General features: G+C 73.3%; 14 protein-coding genes and 1 pseudogene. 5 read left to right on the plus strand and 10 right to left on the minus strand.

Annotated features, from left to right (window positions below; all coding sequences use genetic code 11):
• Positions 1–93 precede the first annotated feature (93 nt).
• Positions 94–1,362: a glycosyltransferase family 2 protein gene (locus GA0070558_RS09025; protein ID WP_091277626.1), complete on the plus strand. Its 1,269-nt coding sequence runs from the start codon at positions 94–96 to the stop codon at positions 1,360–1,362.
• Positions 1,363–1,376: 14 nt separating this feature from the next.
• Complete coding sequence (locus tag GA0070558_RS09030; protein ID WP_091277628.1) at positions 1,377–2,351, plus strand: isopenicillin N synthase family dioxygenase; 975 nt, start codon at positions 1,377–1,379, stop codon at positions 2,349–2,351.
• Between the two features lie 51 nt (positions 2,352–2,402).
• Here GA0070558_RS09030 and GA0070558_RS09035 read toward each other — a convergent pair whose 3' ends face one another.
• Positions 2,403–4,316, minus strand: coding sequence for a glycosyltransferase (locus tag GA0070558_RS09035; protein WP_141722181.1), 1,914 nt, complete (start codon positions 4,314–4,316; stop codon positions 2,403–2,405).
• Between the two features lie 43 nt (positions 4,317–4,359).
• Positions 4,360–5,589 carry an MFS transporter gene (locus GA0070558_RS09040; protein WP_091277632.1) on the minus strand — a complete coding sequence of 410 codons (1,230 nt, stop codon included), beginning with the start codon at positions 5,587–5,589 and terminating at the stop codon, positions 4,360–4,362.
• Positions 5,590–6,009: 420 nt separating this feature from the next.
• On the opposite strand from GA0070558_RS09040, the gene GA0070558_RS09045 reads away from it, so the two are divergent.
• Both GA0070558_RS09045 and GA0070558_RS09050 read left to right on the plus strand, forming a co-directional pair.
• Positions 6,010–7,251, plus strand: a complete 1,242-nt coding sequence (locus GA0070558_RS09045; RefSeq protein WP_091277634.1) for a cellulose-binding domain-containing protein — start codon at positions 6,010–6,012, stop codon at positions 7,249–7,251.
• A gap of 173 nt (positions 7,252–7,424) precedes the next feature.
• Positions 7,425–7,838, plus strand: coding sequence for a barstar family protein (locus GA0070558_RS09050; RefSeq protein WP_077937791.1), 414 nt, complete (start codon positions 7,425–7,427; stop codon positions 7,836–7,838).
• Positions 7,839–7,963: 125 nt separating this feature from the next.
• Here GA0070558_RS09050 and GA0070558_RS09055 read toward each other — a convergent pair.
• The 3 genes and pseudogenes from GA0070558_RS09055 to GA0070558_RS09065 form a co-directional block, all read right to left on the minus strand.
• Positions 7,964–8,692: pseudogene (locus GA0070558_RS09055) on the minus strand (HD domain-containing protein); the annotation flags it as partial.
• A gap of 70 nt (positions 8,693–8,762) precedes the next feature.
• Positions 8,763–9,839 carry a hypothetical protein gene (locus GA0070558_RS09060; protein WP_141722182.1) on the minus strand — a complete coding sequence of 359 codons (1,077 nt, stop codon included), beginning with the start codon at positions 9,837–9,839 and terminating at the stop codon, positions 8,763–8,765.
• Between the two features lie 64 nt (positions 9,840–9,903).
• On the minus strand, positions 9,904–11,907 hold the full coding sequence (locus tag GA0070558_RS09065; protein ID WP_141722183.1) for an ATP-binding protein: 2,004 nt from the start codon (positions 11,905–11,907) through the stop codon (positions 9,904–9,906).
• Between the two features lie 445 nt (positions 11,908–12,352).
• Here GA0070558_RS09065 and GA0070558_RS09070 point away from each other — a divergent pair, with 445 nt between their 5' ends.
• Positions 12,353–12,967: a DedA family protein gene (locus GA0070558_RS09070; protein WP_218106971.1), complete on the plus strand. Its 615-nt coding sequence runs from the start codon at positions 12,353–12,355 to the stop codon at positions 12,965–12,967.
• Positions 12,968–13,097: 130 nt separating this feature from the next.
• On the opposite strand, the gene GA0070558_RS09075 is transcribed toward GA0070558_RS09070, so the two are convergent.
• The 5 genes from GA0070558_RS09075 to uxaC all read right to left on the minus strand — a co-directional run bounded on the left by GA0070558_RS09075 (position 13,098) and on the right by uxaC (position 20,126).
• Positions 13,098–14,450: a pectate lyase family protein gene (locus tag GA0070558_RS09075; RefSeq protein WP_091277641.1), complete on the minus strand. Its 1,353-nt coding sequence runs from the start codon at positions 14,448–14,450 to the stop codon at positions 13,098–13,100.
• A gap of 253 nt (positions 14,451–14,703) precedes the next feature.
• Positions 14,704–15,900, minus strand: a complete 1,197-nt coding sequence (locus GA0070558_RS09080; RefSeq protein WP_091277643.1) for a Gfo/Idh/MocA family protein — start codon at positions 15,898–15,900, stop codon at positions 14,704–14,706.
• 13 nt (positions 15,901–15,913) lie between these two features.
• Entirely contained in the window at positions 15,914–17,404 is a 1,491-nt protein-coding gene (locus GA0070558_RS09085) for a mannitol dehydrogenase family protein (protein ID WP_091277647.1), read from the minus strand.
• A complete protein-coding gene (locus GA0070558_RS09090; RefSeq protein ID WP_091277650.1) occupies positions 17,395–18,699 on the minus strand; it encodes an enolase C-terminal domain-like protein in 1,305 nt (434 codons plus the stop codon). Before GA0070558_RS09090 ends, GA0070558_RS09085 begins: the two co-directional genes overlap by 10 nt.
• The gene (gene uxaC, locus GA0070558_RS09095; protein ID WP_091277652.1) at positions 18,696–20,126 is read right to left on the minus strand and encodes a glucuronate isomerase; all 1,431 of its coding nucleotides are present in this window, start codon (positions 20,124–20,126) and stop codon (positions 18,696–18,698) included. Before uxaC ends, GA0070558_RS09090 begins: the two co-directional genes overlap by 4 nt.
• Between the last annotated feature and the right edge of the window lie 62 nt (positions 20,127–20,188).

Here is a 20,188-nt window from a genome sequence, read left to right on the forward strand (position 1 = left end):
CGCCGGGATCGACGCCGCGCGCCCACGCCGGGGCGCTGGCGGCGGGGGCCCGCCGACCGGCCCGACCTTCGGCCACTACCCGGGGAGTTGACGATGTCCCTCGTCCAACCGTCGCATCCGCAGACCCTCGCGTCGGCCGTCGCGGACAGCCTCGTCGTCGCCGCCGACCCGCAGGCACCCGAGTCCAGCATCTTCTACTGGGAACGCGGACGCCCCTACACTCAGGCCGTGGTGGACGCGGTGCGCGACGTCGACGACGCCGAGGTCCGCCGGCTCGCCGAGGCCCTGCTCGCCGACACCCGCAACCCCCAGGCGTACGCCGCCCTGCACCGGGCCCTGACCGCGCTGGCCGCCGCGCCACCGTCGGACACGGTGGCCGCGCTGTTCGCCCACGGCTGGCGGGCCGAGTCCAACTGCCGCCTCGGCAGCCACCTCGGCGCGTTGTACGGCACCCGGCCGGTGCGGTGCTGGGCGTCCTTCGAGGAGCTGCGTGCGCTCCCGCCGGGGCCCCCGCCCGGCGACCCGGCACGGGCCCAGATCCTCGTCGTCGTCCCGTTCCGGGACCGGACGCCCGACCGGACCCGGCTGCGTAACCTGCTCGCCTGCCTCGCCTCGCTGCGCGACCAGTCCGCCCCGCGCGACGAGTACCGCGTCCTCGTCGTCGAGGCCGACACCGAGCCGCGCTCGCAGCAGGTGATCGAGCCGTACGCCGACGACTACCTGTGGGTGCACAAGGACGGCCTGTTCAACAAGTCGTGGGCGGTCAACGTCGGCGTCGTCAACGCCCCCTGCGACCCCGAGGTGGTGTGCATCCTCGACGCGGACGTGCTGGCCGACCGCGACTTCGTCGCCCGCAACGCGCGCAGGTTCAACCGTCCCGGCACCATGGGCCACCTCAGCTACCGCGACATGTGGTGCCTCGACGCCGAGTCCACCGCCCACGCCATCGAGCAGCGGCTGGCCCAGGGCAGCGCCCAGGTCGACCCGGACCGGCTGCGGGCCTTCGTGCTGCGCCGCCCGCCCGGCTGCTGCGTCTGGGTGCGCACGTCGGCGTTCCTGCGCATCGACGGCATGGACGAACGGTTCGAGGGCTGGGGCGGCGAGGACAACGACTTCAGCTACCGCATGGACACCAACTCGGCGTTCGACTCCTACGACGACCCACTGCTGCACATGTACCACCCGTCGTCGGCGCTGCTGCGCGCCGACGGCGAGCTCATCAACGCCCACATCCCCGCGCTGACCTGGCGGGCCGAGACGCCGATCGGCGACCCGAAGCGCTTCGTCGACGGCGACGCACCCGCTTCCTACAGCGGCGAGGTGCGGCTCGCGACCCAGGTCATGACCGGCATCACCGAGTGAGAGGCGAGCAGCACATGACGACCGCGATTCCCACCCTCGACCTGCCGCGCTGGCGGGCGGCGGGCCCGGACGAGCGCGCCCGGACCTCGGCCGAGCTGGACGCCGCGCTCCGGCAGACCGGCATGTTCCTCCTCGCCGGCCACGGCGTGCCGGCCGACCTGACCGCGCGGATGCGCGCCGTCGGGCATGCGTTCATGCGGCTGACCCCGGAGCAGAAGCGCCGGTACGCGGTCAGCCGCCCTTACGACAACGGGTGGCGGGGCCTCGGCGCGCTGCAGGCCAGCGCGGTGGACGGCATGGCCAGCGCCCCCGACCTGCACGAGGCGTACCACATGGGCCCCACCCACCGCACCGGGGACGCGAAGTTCGACTGGCTCTACTATCCGGACAACAAGTGGCCGGCGGAGCTGCCGGAGCTGCGCGAGGTCGCCACCGAGTACACCGGCCACCTCAACCGGCTCGCGCTGGAGGTCCTGGAGGTCCTCGCCGTCACCCTCGGCGTCCCGGCCGACCACTTCACCTCCCGCTCCCAGCGGGCGACGTGGACGCAGAACGTCAACTGGTACCCGCCCCTGACGGCGGTGGGGCGGCTGGAGGAGGGCCAGATGCGGGTCGGGCCGCACGCCGACTTCGGCACCATCACCTTCCTCGACCGGCAACAGGGCGTCGGCGGGCTGGAGGCGTGGAACGCCGAGGACGGCTGGTTCAAGCCCCCGTTCGTGCCCGGCACGCTGGTGGTGAACCTGGGCGACATGATGAACCTCTGGACCGACGGCCGGTGGCGGGCGCTGCGCCACCGCGTCCTGGCGCCCCCGGCCAGCGACCCCGACGAGGAGCTGGTGTCGCTGGTCTTCTTCTTCGAGGCGGACCCGGACGCCGAGGTACGCCCGCTGCCCGCGCCCGCCGGCGGCGGCGCGGGCATGGCGCCGGTCGTCGCCGGCGAGTCGATCCTGGAGAAGGTGGGGGTCACCCTCACCCTCGCCGACTGACGCGCCACCGACGGCCGGGGGCGGGGCGCGGGCCCCGCCCCCGGCCGGGTGTCAGCCGGTCGTGGCCGCGACCGGGGCGCCGGCCCACACGCAGCGGCCGTCGCGGCAGGTGACCAGCACGGCCACCGGGCCCGCGGTCGCCGGGCCGGTGCCGGCGAACGACCCGTCGTCCTGCCGGGCCAGCGCGATCACCTCGACGGGGTCGCCCGGACACACCAGCTCCACCCGGACCGCCTCGGGGTGGGCCCAGCGCACCGCGACCCCGTCCGGGCCGGCGACCGCCGTGCCGGCGCCGCCGTCGTCGCCGGGGGCGGGCGGCGGCGACAGGGTCGCGGGGCCCGACCGCCCGCCGGGCCACGTGCCCGCCACGCACGCGGCGAACACGGCGAGGAACCGGTCGGCGGCCCGGGACCAGGTGAACTCCCGGGCGGTCGCCACGGCCCGCGAGCGGAGCGTGTCCACCAGCGGCGACCCGGCGCGGACCAGCGCCAGCATGCGGGCCAGGCCGTCGTGCACCGCGTCGGTCAGGTCCGGGTCGGCGACCCGGAAGGAGCGGGGCAGGGCGAGGCCCGTCGCCGTCGGCGCGTCCAGGTCGAAGGAGTGCCGGAAGTGGCGCATGCCCCGTTGCGCCGTGGCGACCGGCACGGCGCCGCTGGCCATGGCCTCGCCCATCGCCATCAGGAAGGTGTCCATCTCGAACTTCGCCGGGAACACGCACAGGTCGCTGGAGGCCGCCCAGTCCATCAGCTCCGCGGGCGGCATCGGCCCGGTGCGGATCCGGACCTGCCCGGGGTGGTCGGCGGCCAGCGCGGCGAGGTCGGGGTCCTGCGGCGGGTGCGGGGCCAGGCAGTGCAGCAGCAGGTTGAAGCGCTCGCCCTCGTCCAGCAGCCGCCGCACCCCCCGGAACAGCTCCCGCAGCCCCTTGTGCTCCACCGAGTACCGCCCGTTGTGGTAGACGGTCGGCAGCGCCGGGTCGAGGCCGAGCGCGGTCAGGGTCCGCCGCCGCTCGTCGCCGCGCGCCACGTCCAGCCACTCGTCGCCGATGGCGCACCCGCCGACCGTCAGCCGGTCCGCCCGCGACCACAGCTCGCGGCGGACGGCCAGCTCGGCGAAGAGCTGGGCGAACGGCGTCTCGGCCTGGGTGAGGGCGTGTTCGAGCTGCCCCTCGGAGAGGAAGTCCACCGCGTCCGCCGAGCGGGCCACCAGGGCCAGCGCGCTGACGTAGTCGTGCCCCGGCCGCTGCGGCTGGTCGCGGTAGAGGAGGGTCTGCGGCAGGAACGCCCGCATGGCCCGGTGCAGCGGCGAGTCCAGGGGTGGATCCGCGAGCCCGTCGACGACCGTGGGGTCGGCGCCGAGGTCGCGCAGCAGGGCCCGGGCCTGCGGCGCGTAGACCTTGGTGTTGACCGGCAGGTTCGTCTGCACGGTCGACACGACGGGGAAGCCGTACGCCGACAGCGCCGCGGGCAGCAGGTGGTGCAGGACGGGCTCGTGCAGGTGCACGACGGTCTGCGCGGTTTCCTGGCCGGAGAGGAAGCGGGCGGCGAGGACCTGGAACACCAGCGGTTTCAGGAACGTCGGGTCGGTCCCCTCGGCGCCCGCCGGTGGGTGCAGGGTGTCGGTGTGGCTGTCGAGAATCTCGTTGCTGAGCAGGACCACGTCGATTCCCTCGACGGTCATCCGATAGGCGCGTGCGGATCCGTCCACCGTGACGCCGTCGGGGTGCCCCGGCCATCTGTCGGGGTCGACCGGAATGGTTATCTCGCCGGTGGACCGCCAATCCGTCTCGACGACGTCGTGGTCACGCCGCAGGAGTGGGATCAGCCCGTGCGCCGCGGTCAACGCGGTGACCCGGTGCCCTCGGTCGCGGAACTGACGGACCAGATTCCACAGGTAGACGGAGGTGCCCGCCTGCACCAGAGAGTCGTCGAATCCGGTGCACTCGAAATGGCATTCGATGATGTGCAAGCGCGGTTCCTTCCAGGTGACATCCGTCCCCGGCGGACAACCGTCAGCGCTCGACCCCCGCTGACGGGACCGGGGCATTGTCCTGCTTTTCGCCGGAGCGGCTCGGTGCCCGCATCGCGGTGGCGCCCGCCGCGACGAAAACTGCGAGCACCACGGGAATCCACAACGCCGACGGCAATCCCACCACGGTCGCCGCGGCGCCGATGAGAATAGGCCCGAACAGGAATCCCAGATAGCCGATGCTGACCACGGTCGACAGGGCCCGGCCGGCGCGGCTCGGGTCCTGGTTTCCGGCGGCGGAGTAGACCTGCGGGGCGATGCACGACAGGCCGGCGCCCAGCAGCCCGAACCCGACGACGCCGGCGACCGGATGGTGCACCAGCAGGGCCGCGCCGAGGCCGCACGCCGCGAGCGCGCCGCTGAACCGCACCAGGGTGACGGGCCCCAGGGCGCGCACCAGCCGGTCGCCGAAGAGCCGGCCCACCGTCATCATGATCGAGAACGCGGCGAAGCCGTACGCGGCGAAGCCGGGGCTGGTCTCCAGGTTGTCCCGCAGGTAGACGGCGCTCCAGTCGGCCGCCGCGCCCTCGCCGACGAGCGTGCACAGCACCAGCACGCCGAAGAAGACCAGCAGCAGGGACCGGCGGGAGGGCCCCTGCCCGGTGTCCGGTGAGCCGGCGGCGGCCTCCGGGGTGCTCGTCGCGGGCAGCACCCACAGCGCCGCCCAGACGGCCAGCACCAGCACCCCCGCGCCGACGGTGAGGAAGGTGGTGCCGACGCTGGCCCCGCTGCGCGCGAAGAAGCTGCCCACGATCGCCCCGAGGAAACCGCCGATGCTGTAGATGGCGTGGAACGACGACATGATCGGTTTGCCCCAGGCCCGCTGGACCTCAAGGGCATTGGCGTTCATCGCGATGTTGAGCGTCCCGTGCGTCGCGCCGAAGAGGAACAGGGCGACGCACAACACCACCAGGGTGCCGCTGTATCCGGGAAGGACGAGCAGCAGCCCTTCCAGGATCGCCGAGGGGATGAGCACGCGGGTGCTGCCGAAACGGTCGGTGAGTCGACCGAGCAACGCCATGCCGACGATGCAGCCCGCCGCGAAGGCCAGGAGCGCGAAGCTCAACCGGCCGTCACTGAGCCCGAGCTTCTCCTTTACCGCCGGAATCCGCGCGGTCCATACTCCCAGCGCTGTGCCGAACAGCAGGAACGCCAGGGACGTGGCGATTCTTCCGCGACGAATCCGACGGCGATCGACTGGTGCGTTGTCCACAGGGCCCCCTACCCAAGGCGGGCCCCGACACTACCGTGCCCGCCAGGGATACGCCATGAGGGAGAAAGCGGGGCGTCGTTGGCGTATCCGGGTGACGGGAATGAACAGGTTGGCGGGAATGGATCGGAGGGCGGGTCGATCCCGGCGTGGGGCACGACCCGGGCCGGGGCGTGGCCGCCCGCCACTCCGGACGCGCTCGCGGCGCGGCCCGTCGCCTTGCTATCCATCGGCGAACATCACTAGATTGGTCGTCGGGCGCCGCCGTGCCGTCGATCGCCGACCGGCCCGACGGCTGATGGTCCGCCCGGAGCCGGGCATCCGCGTCGCGTCGCCGGTCGCGTCGCCATGCGAGCGTTCCCGCAGTTCCCCGTGCCCCCGTCGGCCGCGCCCGTGCGGTGGCACACCCTCGGAAGGAACCCGATGAGGATCTCCCGCGCCCGTCTCACCCCGATCGTCGCCGCCGGGGCGGTCCTGGCCGCCGCCCTGGCCGGCGTCGGCCTGCCCACCGCCCCCGCGACGGCCGCCGCCGGCTGCCGGATCGACTACGTGCCCAACCAGTGGACCGGCGGCTTCACCGCCAACATCCGGATCAGTCCCGGCGACACCGCCGTCAACGGCTGGACCGTCACCTGGACGTGGGGCGGCGACCAGCGGATCACCAACGGCTGGAGTGCCGAGGTCAGCCAGTCCGGTGCCACGGTGACCGCCCGCAACGTCGCCTGGAACGCCTCGGTGCCGGCGGGCGGCTCGACCGAGTTCGGCGTCCAGGGCACCGTCGGCGCGAACACGGCCGGGCCGACCGGGTTCGCGCTCAACGGCGTACCGTGCAACGGCGCGACCCCGCCCCCGACGACGACCGCGCCGCCGACCACCCCGCCCCCGACGACGCCGCCGCCCACCACGCCGCCCCCGACCACGCCGCCCCCGACCACCCCGCCGCCCACGACGCCGCCGCCCACCACCCCGCCGCCCGCCGGCTGCGGCACGGCCGTGCTCTGCGACGGATTCGAGAACCAGACCGGCTCGGTGCCGTCGGGCGACTGGACGGTGGTCAACCCCGACTGCTCCGGCACCGGTACGGCGGCGATCGACACCGCCACGACGCACAGCGGCAGCCGCTCCCTGCGCATCAACGGCACGGTCGGCTACTGCAACCACGTGTTCGCCCGGACCACCCGGGGCCTGAGCACCCTCGGCGCGGTCCGGTACGCCCGGCTCTGGGTGCGGCACACCACCGCCCTGCCCACCTCGCACGTCACGTTCCTGGCCATGGCCGACTCCGCCGACGGCGGCAAGGACCTGCGGATGGGCGGCCAGAACGGCGCGCTGCAGTGGAACCGGGCCTCCGACGACGCGACGCTGCCGGAGCAGAGCCCGTCCGGGGTGGCGCTGAGCCTGCCGCTGGCCACCAACCGCTGGTCCTGCGTCGAGTTCATGGTCGACGGCGCGCAGGGCCGGCTGAACACCTGGGTCGACGGCACGGCGGTCACCGGCCTGACCGTGGACGGCACCCCGACCCACGACATCGACGGGCAGTGGCTCAACCGCACGTGGCGTCCGCAGCTCACCGACCTGCGGCTGGGCTGGGAGAGCTACGGCGAGGGGGCCGACACCCTCTGGTTCGACGACGTCGCGGTCGGACCGAGCCGGATCGGCTGCTGACCGGCCGGGTCGGGCGGCCCGGACCGGGCCGGGCCGCCCGACCCGCGTTGGCGAGGATTTCACCGCCGCGTGCGGATCCGTTCCACCGCCACCCCTGGCCCACGCCGGCCGCCGTGCCCAGACTGTTCCTCGCGCCGGTCCGCGCGGTCCGGCCCCGCGCCGGGGAGGGCACCATGATCGAGGGGTACGCCTTCGGGCTGCCGTCGTGGCTGAGCATCGCGGATGCCGGCCCCACGGACGCGTCGGGGGAGCGGACCGTGTTGCCCGCAGCGCGCGCCCGCAGCCGGGCCGGCCTGTTCACGGCGCTGGTCGGCGCGCTCGACCTGCCCGGCCACGTCGGCCGCAACTGGGACGCGCTCGCCGACAGCCTGCGCGACCGGCTCGACGCCGGCCCGCTGACCCTGGTGGTCGACGAGGCCGCGCAGTTGCTCGCCGACGAACCCGTCGGACACCTCGGCCTGCTCCTGGCGGTCCTCGGCGGCGCCGCCGGTGACGCCCCGCACCCGCTGCGGGTGGTGCTGCGGGACGCGCCGGAACGCGTGCCGGACGTGCGCCGCCGCACGGCGCGCGCCCTGCCGCGCCGCTGAGCCGGTCGGCGCGCCGCCGCGCCGCCGAGGCGACTGCGCACGGCCGCCGCCGCTGAGCGGGTCGCGCCGGAGCCCGCGCCCGCCGGGGCCCGCGCGCTCACCGGCCGGTCGGGGCCCCGGCTTCCCGGCTGGTCGAGGATCGCGGCGAAGCGTTCCTCGGCGAGGTCGAGCTGGCCGAAGATGTGCTCCTTGACCGCCGGCGCGAGCGGGGTGTCCGGCCGGGCGACCAGCTCCCGCAGGACCGGCACCAACGGGCGGTACTTCGCCGCCAGGGAGTGCACCTTCGGCCCGACGGTGTGGATCAACCCGACCCCGTTGTCGGTGAAGTCGGAGACCTTGACCACCCGGGCCCACGGCTCGCGGTCCAGGCTGGCCGCCACGTGCTCCCGGTACTGCGCGTGCCGGTCCCGGCCCGGGTCGTACACCGGATTGGTGACCGCGCCGACCAGCCGCGCGACCCGCGGGCCGAACCGCTCGGCGAGCGCCGCCAGCGCCGCGGCCGTGGGGTCGCCGCCGGCCGCCGGCCCCGCGCGGTGCTGGCCCGCCAGCTCCGCCGGGTGGTCCTCCACCGCGTCGTGCAGCAGGCCGGCGACGATCACGTCCGCGTCGCGCACCTGGTAGTGGTGCATCATCCGGATCGCGACCCGCAGCAGGTGGTTCAGGTACGGCTCGCGCACCCGCCGGTCGTCGCGGTGCAGCTCGGCGGCGAGGTCGAGGGCGGCGGTGAGCCGGGCGCGATCGTCCTCGTCGAACGCGCCGATCTCCAGCCGGAACCGTTCCCGCAGGCCGGGCTCGCCGTGGATCTCGGTGATCGCGTGCATGGGCATCGAGGCCAGGTACGGCGGGAAGTCCATCCACCACTTATAGCTGATCTTCACCGTCCGTGGGCCTCGTCGTCGGTGTTGCGACGGCACGGTCGACACCTCAGCGCCGCCAGGTGGGCAGCTGCCGTTCCGACATCTGCTGCCAGAAGCGTCTCAACGATCGCCGGTTGGCGTTCTGCCACGGCGCCCGGGCCTCGAAGACGTAGCGCAGGGTGGCCAGGTCCCGTTGCCGCGCGCAGAAGTTCTGGTCCATCTCGTGTGGCATCCGCTCGCCCCGGGTGGGCAGCGGGCACAGCCGGAAGTCGCAGTCGTCCAGGCAGGTGGCCCCGGGGTCGCACCGGTCGCTGGCGTGCAGCGTGCGCGATGGCTGCATCGCCGAGCGGTCGTTGGTGAGGCAGGGCGGCAGGTCGCAGCGGTCCGCGCGGGCCAGCCGCTCCTCGCGTGCGGCCAGGGTGTCGCCCCGGTCGGCCAGGTTGAGCAGCAGCATGATGTCGGCGATCAGCCGCTGTGCCCTGCGGTTGAGTTCGCTCCATCCCATGGAATCGGGCACCCACAGCCGCTGTTCGCTTCGAACGTACGCGGAACCGCTGCACGAGCCGACCCGGCTGGCGATCTCCCGCTCGTCGATCCAGCAGTATCGTTCGGGCATTCGGGTCAGGAGGGCGTACGTGCACAGCCGACCCACCTCGAACACGAACGGGTGTCCGACACATCGCTCACGCCCGGGCACCGCCCTCCCCGCGGCATGGATCCACTGCTGGACCAGGCCGTACGGGTTGGAACCGCGCCCCCGTCGAGGCACGGGTTCCAGCGGATCGTCGGGGAGTGAGAGCAGGGTCAGGGCCTGGATGAGGGCCAGATGGCTGTACCAGAAGCGGGAGTTCCGCAGGGCGAACTCCGCCTTCTCGATCAGGAAGCTGCGATCCCAGTGCGGTCGGCCGACGGGCAACCGACGCATGTTGGCCGCGAGGCGAAAGCCCTGTGCGAGCGCCATCTCCGACGTGATCGACATACTCCTGTGCCCCGGCTCGTGGGCGGCCAGCTCACCCAGCCATTCGGCGAGGGCGGCTCGGCTCTGCCTCTCCCGCAGCTCGCCGGGCACCTCCGAGCCGGCGTCCTCGACCGTGGACAGGTACAGCAGCGGCACCACCCAGCCACGGAGTTGCTGTTTCTTCATCGCTCTCTTCTGCTGCTCGGGGCTGATTTCCGAGTGCAGACTCATGCTTACGGGGCGCAGCAGGTCAGACCGGAGCAGGGAAGCACTGGCATCCACTCCGCCGAGCCCCAGCTCCCGGGCTGCAGCCCACCGCACTCGGTACGATCGTTCCCCGGCGGCCAGCCCGAAGAGGGCCTCGTAAGGCGGCGCGAGTAATGGGCGACGTTGGTCGATCGCCGAGTGTCTGCGTCGGTCGGTCACCAGCCGGGCTGCCTCCCCTATGCGCCGCACCACCTCCAGCTTGGCCTCGTCGAGCGGGCGGTCGCGGACGCCGTGCTGATACTGCGGCCATCTGCGGGCCAGTTCCCTGACCAGTCGGCAATGCTGGGGCAGGGAGGCACTCGTGTCGATCTCCAGGGCTGCGGCGTAGAACTCCAGTTGCCAGCAGGGGTTGGGCTTGCGGGGGGGGGGGGGCTTCTTGCCAGAGTCGCTGCACCATATCGGCGGCGTCGTCCGTTCTGCTACGGGTATTGGACCAAACCGCTCGCAACGCGGATGGTCTGGTGAGAAGCGGCTTGTGCGTCGAACGGTCGTGCTCGAGGCACCGGGAGAGCAGGCGCATCGCGGTCAACCCCTCACGGCTGGGTGAGCCGGTGACGAGCAGGGGCAGCAGCCAGCTCCGCAGTTCGGGATCGGCGAGCAGTCGTCCGCCAAGGTATGCCTGGATGTCTCCGTGCTGGAACCGAATCCCGTCGCTCTGCGCATCGACGAGACCCAACTGGCTGCCCTCGGTCGCGGCATGCGCGAGGGTGTCGCGTTCCCGAAGGTCCCATTCGCCGGTCAGTTTCCGCGACAGCAAGTCGAACAAGGGCCTGTTGCGCGATTTTGGATCCGCCCAGTGGCCGTGGTCGGTGAGGTCGTCGTATGTCACCTGGAGCGAGTCTCGTAGGAACCCCGCGCAGGCGAACGCGGAGATGACCAAGAGGGTGTCCTCGCGTTCCCGTCTGTCCCGCGCGAAGTCCTCCCGGAGGTAGCCGTCGAGCAGCGCGTCACGCCAGGCGCTGAGCAGTTCCCAGCGGGCGGCGTAACGGTCCACTGGACGACTCACCACGTCGGGATCCGACTGGTAGCCCGTTCGGTAGCGCAGGCGACCCTGCTGGTTAAGATCCCGGATGATTCGTAGGAACAGCGGGGATTCCGTGACGTCGGCGGCGAGCACCATGTCGATGACCGGCGCCCAGGCGGCCGGATGCGACCGGTCCTTGCTGGTGAGGGCGTAATCCAGGGCGGCGCCCTCGCCCAGCGACTCCACGGCCACTATTATCGCGGGCATCCCGCGCAGCGGGTCGTAGGGACGTGACGCGATGACCAGCGGCAGGTGGTCGTCGGCTGCCTTTTCGATCGCGGCCCGGATGACGCTCTCGCCGCTGCGTGACTTGTCCGCCTTCGTCGTCTCCTCCAGGCCGTCGGCAAGGACCGCCAACCGGTTTCCCCAGCGCAGCATGCGCCAGAGCCGAGCACCCTGCGAGTCGCTGTACAGGCGCGCGTTGATCTCTTGGAGGAAGCGGTCCCGGGCCATCTGCTCGAAGTCCAGGTGGTTCTTGTCCTGGGCGTCGTGCAACCGGATCGGGATCGGCAGGATCCCCCGGCGCGCCAGCTGCCTGGTGAGCGCGACCAGGGTGGCCGTCTTGCCGCTGCCGACCCCGCCCACGATGATCGTCGGGCAACGCACCCGATCGTCGCGGATCCGCTCGATCAGCACCTCGCACAGCTCGCGTCGGCCCACCACCTGGTCGATGTCGTCGTTCGCGGTCTGCACCAACTCGTACGGCCGCGTCTCCGCGCGCCTGCGGTACCAGCGGCGAACGTGAAAGCGGGTAAAAAGGTAGAAAACGAAAAGAGTTAGGGCGATGGAGCTAACCGGGCTTAGGAATCCGGTGATCGAGGTGCAGGCCGCGCGTGCCGGGTCGGCCGTGTCGCCGGGTTGCCCGGAGGCCCGGCAGAAGTTCCACCACCCCGGCACGTATCTGCCGAGTCCCGTCCAACCGAAGATGTGGTGAGCGAACAGGTGGAACAGCGGCTCGATCAACTGGGTGATGGTGCAGACCAAAACGACGATGGTTACGAGCGCGAGGAGGAAGATCCAGTGCCACGGATAGTGCCACCAGCGTGCCCTGGTCGGGAATGCCGTCGCCCGCTGGAGCTGCTGTTCGCGTAGATCGCCGCCCAGTATCGTCTGGGTGCGGCGGGACAGCCGCGATCACCAGATCCTGGGCATCCAGAGCCACCCGCGGAAGAGCGGACCGCGCATGCGCCGAACCCCCCGTCCGCCGTCCACCCGGACCCGAGGGTGAGCGGCGCTCACATGACGTCTTGACTGAGGCTAGTCAGGCGCTACCGGGGCGCGGGCCGTAATCACGGAACCTGGCGGCCGGGCTGAACATGTCGCGTGGCGCGGTCGCGGCGGCGTGCACTGCGGCGTCCGGAAAACATGATCGCCGTCGACTGGCATGCCGGCTGGGCAGAATGATCGGGTGGACCGGGTGTTGGCGGTGCTGGTGGCGTTGCCGCCCGCGCTGGTGCTCGCCCTGGTCTTCCTGCTGCCCGCGCTGGAAGCGTCGACGTTCCTGGGGCTGTTCGTGCCGGGGGAGATCGCCGTGCTGGTCGGCGGGGTGGTGGCGCACTCCGGCCGGCTGCCGCTGTGGGCCGTGATCGTGGCCGCGGTGGCGGGGGCGGCGCTGGGCGACCAGGCCGGCTACCTGGTCGGCCGCCGCTACGGCCGCCGGCTGCTGGCGCGTACGCCCCGGCGGTTCGTCCGCTCGGGCGAACTGCGGCGTGCGCTCGACCTGGTGCGCCGCCGGGGCGCGCTCGCCGTGGTGATCGGCCGCTGGGCGGCGGCGCTGCGGGCCCTGGTGCCGGGGATCGCCGGGCTCAGCGGGATGCCGCAGGCCACGTTCACCCTGGCCAACGTGGCCGGCGGGCTGCTCTGGTCGGTCACGGTCGCGGTGCTCGGGTTCCTCGCGGGCGCCTCGTACCGGCTGCTGGAGCGTCGTCTCGGCCTCGGCGGGGAGGCGGTGCTGGCCGTGATCGTGGTGGTGGTGGTGGCGGTGCGGCTGTGGCGGCACCACCGGGCGGCCCGCCGGGGCTGACCCCTGTGCGCCCTGATCGGGTGGTCGACGTGCCGGGACGGGGAAGAGAGGGGGCCCCCGCCCCGGCACGCCGAGTCAGGTGAGAAGGGGACCCTTCTCTACCGTATGCGTTAACAAGGGGCCCCTCCTTTCACAGCGGCAGGCGGTTTGCGCCGGCGAGCGCGCCGACCACCAGCGGGACCAGCGGCGCGGGCAGCACCTGACCGTGGCGCAGGGCCGGCGTCCAACCGGCGTCGGTGCCCAGGTCGGGGTCGTGGGTCGCGTTGTACGCGGCCACCAGGTCGACCGGGCGGGCCCGGTCGCCGTCGGCGCGCACCCAGTTGCCGCGGGTGGTGACGGCGGTGCCGCCCCAGTCGTAGAGCAGGTCCTCGGCGGCGATGCCCGCGCCGAGGGTGAAGTGGTTGTTCTCCACGTACGCGGCGGACTGCACCCCGACGCCGACGGCGTACTCGAAGCCCTCGCCGGAGAGCCGGTACCAGTTGTTGTAGACGTCGACCTGGCCGAACCGGACGCGCGGCAGCCGCTGCAGCACCCGGTCGAACATGTTGTGGTGCAGGGTCACCTTGAGCCGGCCGACGTCCGGGCCGACGGTGTTCGACGAGCCGATCAGCATGAGCTTGTCCCGGCCGACGAACCGGTTGTACGAGGCGGTGACCAGGCTGGCGGTGTGGGTGATGTCCAGGGAGCCGTCGTGCACCTGGTAGGGGCGGCCGAAGTACACCGGCTGCGCGCTGTCGGGGTTGTCGCCGTCGGTGAACGTGTTGTGGTCGACCCAGACGTGTTCGCTGCGGCGCACCGAGACCTGGTCGTACTGGGAGTTCCAGTTGCCGGTCGCGCCGTCGGTCGGTGACCAGGCCGGGAAGCAGTCCCGGGCGTCGTCGAAGGTGAGGTTCCGCAGGATCACGTTGTTCGCGGTGTCGATCATCAGGGTCAGCCCGGTGAGCGTCGCCCCGCGCAGCCCCACGATGGTGGTGTTCGGGCCGACGTTGATCTGGGTCTGCTTCGTCTGGTTGGCCACCGAGCGCACCCGCGCGGCCTCCAGCGGCCCGGTCGGGGGCACCATGCCCCAGACGGCCGGATCGTACGCGGTGAGGTAGGCCGCCTGCGAGTACTCCGGGTCGGCCAGGTCGGCGCAGCCGAGCAGGCCGCCGTCGGCGGCCTCGAAGCCGTCGATCACGCCGTCGACGACGATCACCTTGGGCGTGGTGTTGGTGCGGTTGGTGGCGTTGTCGCCGCCGAGGGCGTCGACCAGCTCGGCGCGGGTGCGCACGAGGTGGACCTGGTCGGCGGCGGCGGCGGAGCCGCCGGTGGTGCCGACGCCGTCGGCCGCCCAGCCGTCGCCGGCGGGCAGCGTCTGGCGGGCGAACCGTTCGACGGGTCGGGGCACCGGGCCGCCGGCGTCGGCGGGCGCGGCGGCCGCCGCGCCCGGTGTGACCAGCAGGGACAGGGCGACCAGGGCCGCCCCGGGAAAGCGGTGGCGCATGAGGACTCTCCGAAGGGGTCTGTCGGTGCGGCGGATTCCGTAACGGGTACGAAATGCCGGTACGACTGACCGTAAGGAAAATCACTCAAGTGAGTCAATAATCTCTATATGCAGCTATGTTGCATCAAATCGTGACAGGCGGCATTTGCCCGACCGATCGCGGTCGCGAACGCGGTGGTTGCGCCCGATTTGCGGGTGCGGCAGTCGCCCGTCGTTTGCAGTGCGTTTTCACTGGCCCGGCACGGGCCCCGCCTCAGGCCTCCTCCTCCCTCGTCAGCTCGGTGCGCACCGGCGGCACCGCCCACGGCACGCCCAGCTCCGACAGCAGCGCCCCGGACCCGGCCGCCTCCCGCAGCGCCGCGTTGACGCCGCGCACGGTCAGCACCCGGTCCGGCCCCTGGCCGGCCGCGGTCACCAGGTCGCCGCCGAGCAGCGTCGGCTCGGGCGCGGCCTGGACCGCCTCCAGCACGGCCGTGAACGGCGCCGTGCGGGCCAGCGGGGCGATCAGCGGCGTCCCGGCCGGGTCGGCCCGGTGCGCCAGCAGGTTCTCCAGCAGGCCGCGCCGCCCCGGCACCTCGCGGGGCGCGTCGTCGCCGGGCAGCAGCAGCCGGTCCGTCGGATATTCCAGCACCGCCCGCCCGGCCGAGCCCGTCACGATCACCTCCCCGGCGACGAAGTCCTCGCCGGCCAGGGTCACCGCCGCCACGATCGGCGGCCCGGAGCGCGGCACGACCCGCAGGGCCGCCGTGTCGTCCACCTCGATGGGGCGCACCCGGTAGCGCTCCAGCTCGATCGTCGCCGGCCGCACCGGCGTGCCGGTGACGGCCTCGGCCACGGCGAGGCACTGCATCACGGCGTGGGCGAGCGGGTTGGCCAGCGCCCCGTCGAGCACCGGCCGGCCGTGCAGCGTGCGCCGGCCCGCCCAGGGGGCCCGCGCGTAGTAGCCGTCCGAGCGCTGCCAGGCGGCCACCGTGGCGATGCCGGTGACGGTGCCGAGCCGCCCCGCCGTCACCGCCGCCGTCAGCTCGGCCAGCGCCGCCGAGCCGAGGGCCTGGAAGCCGACCTGGCAGGCCCGGCCCGTCTCGGCCACGGCGGCGGCCAGCAGCCGGTGCTCGGCCATCGACAGCACCGGCGGCTTCTCCAGCAGCACGTCCGCCCCGGCGGCCAGCACGTCCCGGGCGATCGGCAGGTGGGTGTGCGGCGGGGTGCAGACCACCACCACGTCCGGCCTGGCCACCGCGAGCATCTGGGCGTGGTCGGTGAAGACCGCCGCGTCGGCCGGCAGCGGCGCCGCCGGCTCCGGCTCGATCGGGCGTACGTCGACAAGCGCGACCAGGCGCACCCGGCCGGCGTCGTGCAGCGGCGCGATCACCCGGCGGTGCCAGCGGCCGTGCCCGTTCGCGCCGATGACCGCCACCCGGGGCGGCGCGCCGGTCGCCCCCGCGCTCACGCCGGCCCCGCGCTCATGCCGCCCCCGCGAGGGTCGCCGTGACCCCGTGCCGCTGCAGGGCGGTCAGCCAGTCGGTGACGTCGGCGCGGACCTCGTCGTCGCCGGCCACCTCGGCGGGGAAGACCTCCCGTAGCCCGAACAGCGCCTCGACCACCCCGGCCGGGGTGCCGCCCGCGGTGGCCAGCGCGCCGGTGATCCGCTCGGCGAGCGGGTCGGCCAGCGGCAGCGCCGTGCCGTCGTCGGCGGTCCCGCACACGAACCGCATCCACGCGGCCACCACCAGCGCCGACCAGCGGGCCGACCGGCCCGCCGCGCGCAGGTCCACGATGGTGTGCAGCACCCGCTGGGGCAGCTTCTGCGAGCCGTCCATGGCGATCTGGAGCGTGCGGTGGCGGATCGCCGGGTTGGCGAACCGCGCCAGCACCTCGTCACCGTACGCGACCATCGACACCCCGTCCGGCGGGGTGAAGCTGGCCGCCACCTCCTCGGCGACCAGCCGGCGCAGTATCCCGGTCAGCCCGGGCACGCCCAGCGCGTCGGCGACGGTCTCCCGCCCGGCGAGGGCGCCCAGGTAGGCGGTGGCCGAGTGCAGCCCGTTGAGGCCGCGCAGCTTCACCCGCTCCCACTGCCCGGCGTCGTCGGTGAGCACCGCCCCGGCCGCCTCCCACGCCGGCCGGCCGCCCGGGAAGTCGTCCTCGATCACCCACTGGCGGTACGGCTCGGCGGCCACGGCCGCCAGGTCGGCGAAGCCCAGCGCGTCGCGGGCCGCGGCGAGGGTCTGCGCCGTGCTGGCCGGCACGATCCGGTCCACCATCGTGCCGGGGAACGTGACCTGCTCGGACACCCAGGACAGCACCCGGTCGGCGGCGCCGGAGCGGGCCAGCGCCTGCTCGACCAGCCCGCGCAGCCGGGCGCCGTTGGCGGGCAGGTTGTCGCAGCTGACCAGCGCGACCGGCCCGGCGTCGGCCGCCGCCCGGGCGGCCAGCCCGCGCACCAGCAGGCCGGGCACCGTCGTCGGCGGCGCGTCGCCGGCCAGGTCGGCGGCGAGCGCCGCGTCGGGACTCAGCCGCCCGGTCACCGGGTCGAGCTGGTACGCCTTCTCCGTCACGGTCAGGGTGACCACCCGGATCGCCGGGTCGGCCAGCAGCGCGACCACCGCGTTCGGGTCGCTCGCCGCGTGTCGGACCCCGGCCAGGGCCCCGATCACCCGGGTGCTGTCGCCCTCGCCGGACAGGGTGGTCACGCTGAACAGGTTGTCCTGCGCGGCGAACGTCTCGACGAGGTCGGTGCTGCGCGGGGCGACACCGACGATGCCCCAGTCGCCGCCGGCCGCGCCGACCGCCGCCTCCGTGTAGACGGCCTGGTGGGCGCGGTGGAACGCGCCGAGGCCCAGGTGCACGATGCCGGCCGGCACGGTGCCGGGGCGCAGCAGCGGTCGGCTGGCTTCGGGCAGTCGGCGCAGCGCGGCCAGCCCGAGGCGGGACGCGCCCACGGTCACCGCCATGCCGGGCCGTCCGGGAAGCGGAACTCGACGATCGACTCGGGGCGCATGGTGGCGCTGTAGCCGGGCGCGGTGGGCAGCAGGTAGCGCCCGTCCCGGGTGCGGACCGGGTCGACGAAGTGCTCGTGCAGGTGGTCGACGTACTCGACCATCCGGCCGTCGAGGCTGGTGCCGACGCGCAGGAAGTCGAAGACGGCCAGGTGCTGGACGTACTCGCAGAGGCCGACGCCGCCGGCGTGCGGGCAGATCGGCACGCCGAACTTCGCCGCCATGACGATCTCCGCGAGCACCTCGTTGACCCCGCCGACGCGGCAGGCGTCGATCTGCATGACGCCGATCGCCTCGGCCTGGAGCAGCTGCTTGAAGATCACCCGGTTGGCGGCCACCTCGCCGGTGGCCACCCGGCACCGGCCGCCGGTCAGCTCGGTCACCGCGCGGGCGATCCGGGCGTGGCCGAGGATGTCGTCGGCGTGCGTCGGCTCCTCGATCCAGTACGGGTCGACCTCCGCCAGCGCCGTCATGTTGGTGATCGCCTCGTCGACGTCCCACACCTGGTTGGCGTCCATCATCAGCAGCGCGTCCGGGCCGATCTCGGCGCGGATGATCCGCGCGCGGCGCAGGTCGTCGGCCGGTGGGCCGCCCACCTTCATCTTCATCGCCCGCCAGCCCGCCGCGTACGCCTCGCGGGTCAGCGCCCGGACCTTCTCGTCGGGATAGCCCAGCCACCCGACCGACGTGGTGTACGACGGAAAGCCGTCGCGCTCCAGCAGGGCGACCCGGTCGGCCATCCCGTCGCGGCCCTTGTCGAGGATGGTGGCCGCCTCGTCGGGGGTGAGGGCGTCGGTGATGTGGTGGAAGTCGATGCTGGCCACGAGCTCCTCGGTGGGCAGTTCGGCGAGGAACCGCCACATCGGCTTGCCGGCGAGCTTGGCCCGCAGGTCCCACACGGCGTTGACCAGCGCGCCGGTGGCCATGTGGATGACGCCCTTCTCCGGGCCCAGCCAGCGCAGCTGCACGTCGGCGCTGAGCGAGCGCCAGAACGTCACCGGCTCGGCGACGATCTCCTCGATCGTGCGGCCCCGCACGTGGTGGGCCAGGGCACGCACGGCGGCGCAGGTGATCTCGTTGCCCCGCCCGTTGGTGAAGGTGAAACCCGCGCCGACCACCCCGGCGTCGGTGCCCAGCTCGACGTACGTCGCCGAGTAGTCGCCCTTGTTGATCGCGTCCGAGCCGTCGCCGGCCGCCGCGGTCGGGAAGCGCACGTCGTGCACATCGACGGAGGTGATCCTGACACTCACAGCTGTTCCCCGATCTTGTAGACCCTCTTGGGCAGGCGGTAGGCGAGGTCGACGATGGTCTCCGCGGCCTCGTCCTCGGTCAGCCGGTGTTCGGCGACCAGCCGGGCGAGGAAGCCGGCGTCGACGCGGCGGGCCACGTCGTGGCGCACCGGGATGGAGCAGAACGCCCGGGTGTCGTCGACGAACCCGGCCGTGTTGTAGAAGCCGGCGGTCTCGGTGACCGCCTCCCGGAACCGGCGCAGCACCTCGGGGGAGTCCAGGAACCACCAGGGCGCGCCCAGGTAGAGGGCCGCGTAGCCGCCGGCGAGCGGGGCCAACTCCCGGGTGAAGGTGTACTCGTCGAGGGTGTAGACCACCACCCGCAGCCGGGGGTCGTTGCCGTGGGCGTCCAGCAGCGGGGTGAGCGCGTGCAGGTACTCGGTGGCCTGCGGGATGTCCCCGCCGACGTCGCGGCCGTGCCGGGCGTACAGCCAGCGGTTGTGGTTGCGCACCGAGCCGGGGTGCAGCTGCATCACCAGGCCGTCGTCGAGCGACATCCGGGCGAACTCCAGCAGCATGTGCGCCCGGAACGCCTCCGCGTCGGCGGCGTCGGCCGTGCCGCGCAGGCCCCGCTCGTACAGCGCCGCGGCCTCCCGGGCGTCGAGGTCCAGGGTCTGCGCGGTCGGGTGGCCGTGGTCGGAGCAGGTCGCGCCGGCCGCGATGAACGCCTCCCGGCGCCGCCGCAGGGCGGCCAGGAAGCCGGCGTACGTGCCGGTGTCCTCCCCGGCGACCGCGCCGAGCTGCTCGACGTTGCCGGCCCAGTTGTCGAACTCCATGTCGACCACGTTGTCCGGGCGGAAGGTGGTGACCACCTTGCCGCCGGGGCCGCCCCAGCCGTCGGCGGCGAGCTTCGCGTGCTGGGCCAGGTCGTCCAGGGGCGACTCGGTGGTGGCCAGCACCTCGATGTTGAACCGGTCGAACAGGGCCCGGGGCCGGAACTCGGGCTCGGCGAGGCGGGCCGCGACCTGGTCGTACACGGCGTCGGCGGTGGCGGGTGACAGGGGGGTGTCGACCCCGAAGACCTCGGTGAGGGTCTGCTCCAGCCACAGCCGCGACGGGGTGCCCCGGAACAGGTGCCAGCCGTCGACGAAGCGCCGCCAGATCTTCCTGCCATCGGTCTCCACCGGGCTGCCGTCCACCGTGGGGACGCCCAGCTCGGCCGGGGGCACGCCCTGGCTGAGCAGCATCCGGGTCAGGTAGTGGTCGGGCACGATGATCAGCCGGGAGGGGTCCGGGAAGGGCCGGTCCTCGGCCAGCAGGGCCGGGTCGACGTGCCCGTGCGGGGAGATGATCGGTTGCTCCGCCGCCAGCGCGTACAGCTGCCGGGCCAGCGCGCGCAGGCCCGGGTCGGCGGGGAGGAGCAGGTCGGGTCGGGAGGTGGTCGGCACGTCGGATGGCTCCTCGGATGCGGTCGATGGTGCGGGGACGGGCCGGCGGGGCCGGGCAGCGC

It is taken from the genome of Micromonospora haikouensis (assembly GCF_900091595.1).
GTDB lineage: Bacteria > Actinomycetota > Actinomycetes > Mycobacteriales > Micromonosporaceae > Micromonospora > Micromonospora haikouensis.

Coding starts and splice junctions, on each gene's coding strand:
- GA0070558_RS09025 (WP_091277626.1), top strand. CDS start 94: ATGTCCCTCGTCCAACCGTCGCATCCGCAGACCCTCGCGTCGGCCGTC.
- GA0070558_RS09030 (WP_091277628.1), top strand. CDS start 1,377: ATGACGACCGCGATTCCCACCCTCGACCTGCCGCGCTGGCGGGCGGCG.
- GA0070558_RS09045 (WP_091277634.1), top strand. CDS start 6,010: ATGAGGATCTCCCGCGCCCGTCTCACCCCGATCGTCGCCGCCGGGGCG.
- GA0070558_RS09050 (WP_077937791.1), top strand. CDS start 7,425: ATGATCGAGGGGTACGCCTTCGGGCTGCCGTCGTGGCTGAGCATCGCG.
- GA0070558_RS09060 (WP_141722182.1), bottom strand. CDS start 9,839: ATGAAGAAACAGCAACTCCGTGGCTGGGTGGTGCCGCTGCTGTACCTG.
- GA0070558_RS09075 (WP_091277641.1), bottom strand. CDS start 14,450: ATGCGCCACCGCTTTCCCGGGGCGGCCCTGGTCGCCCTGTCCCTGCTG.
- GA0070558_RS09085 (WP_091277647.1), bottom strand. CDS start 17,404: ATGGCGGTGACCGTGGGCGCGTCCCGCCTCGGGCTGGCCGCGCTGCGC.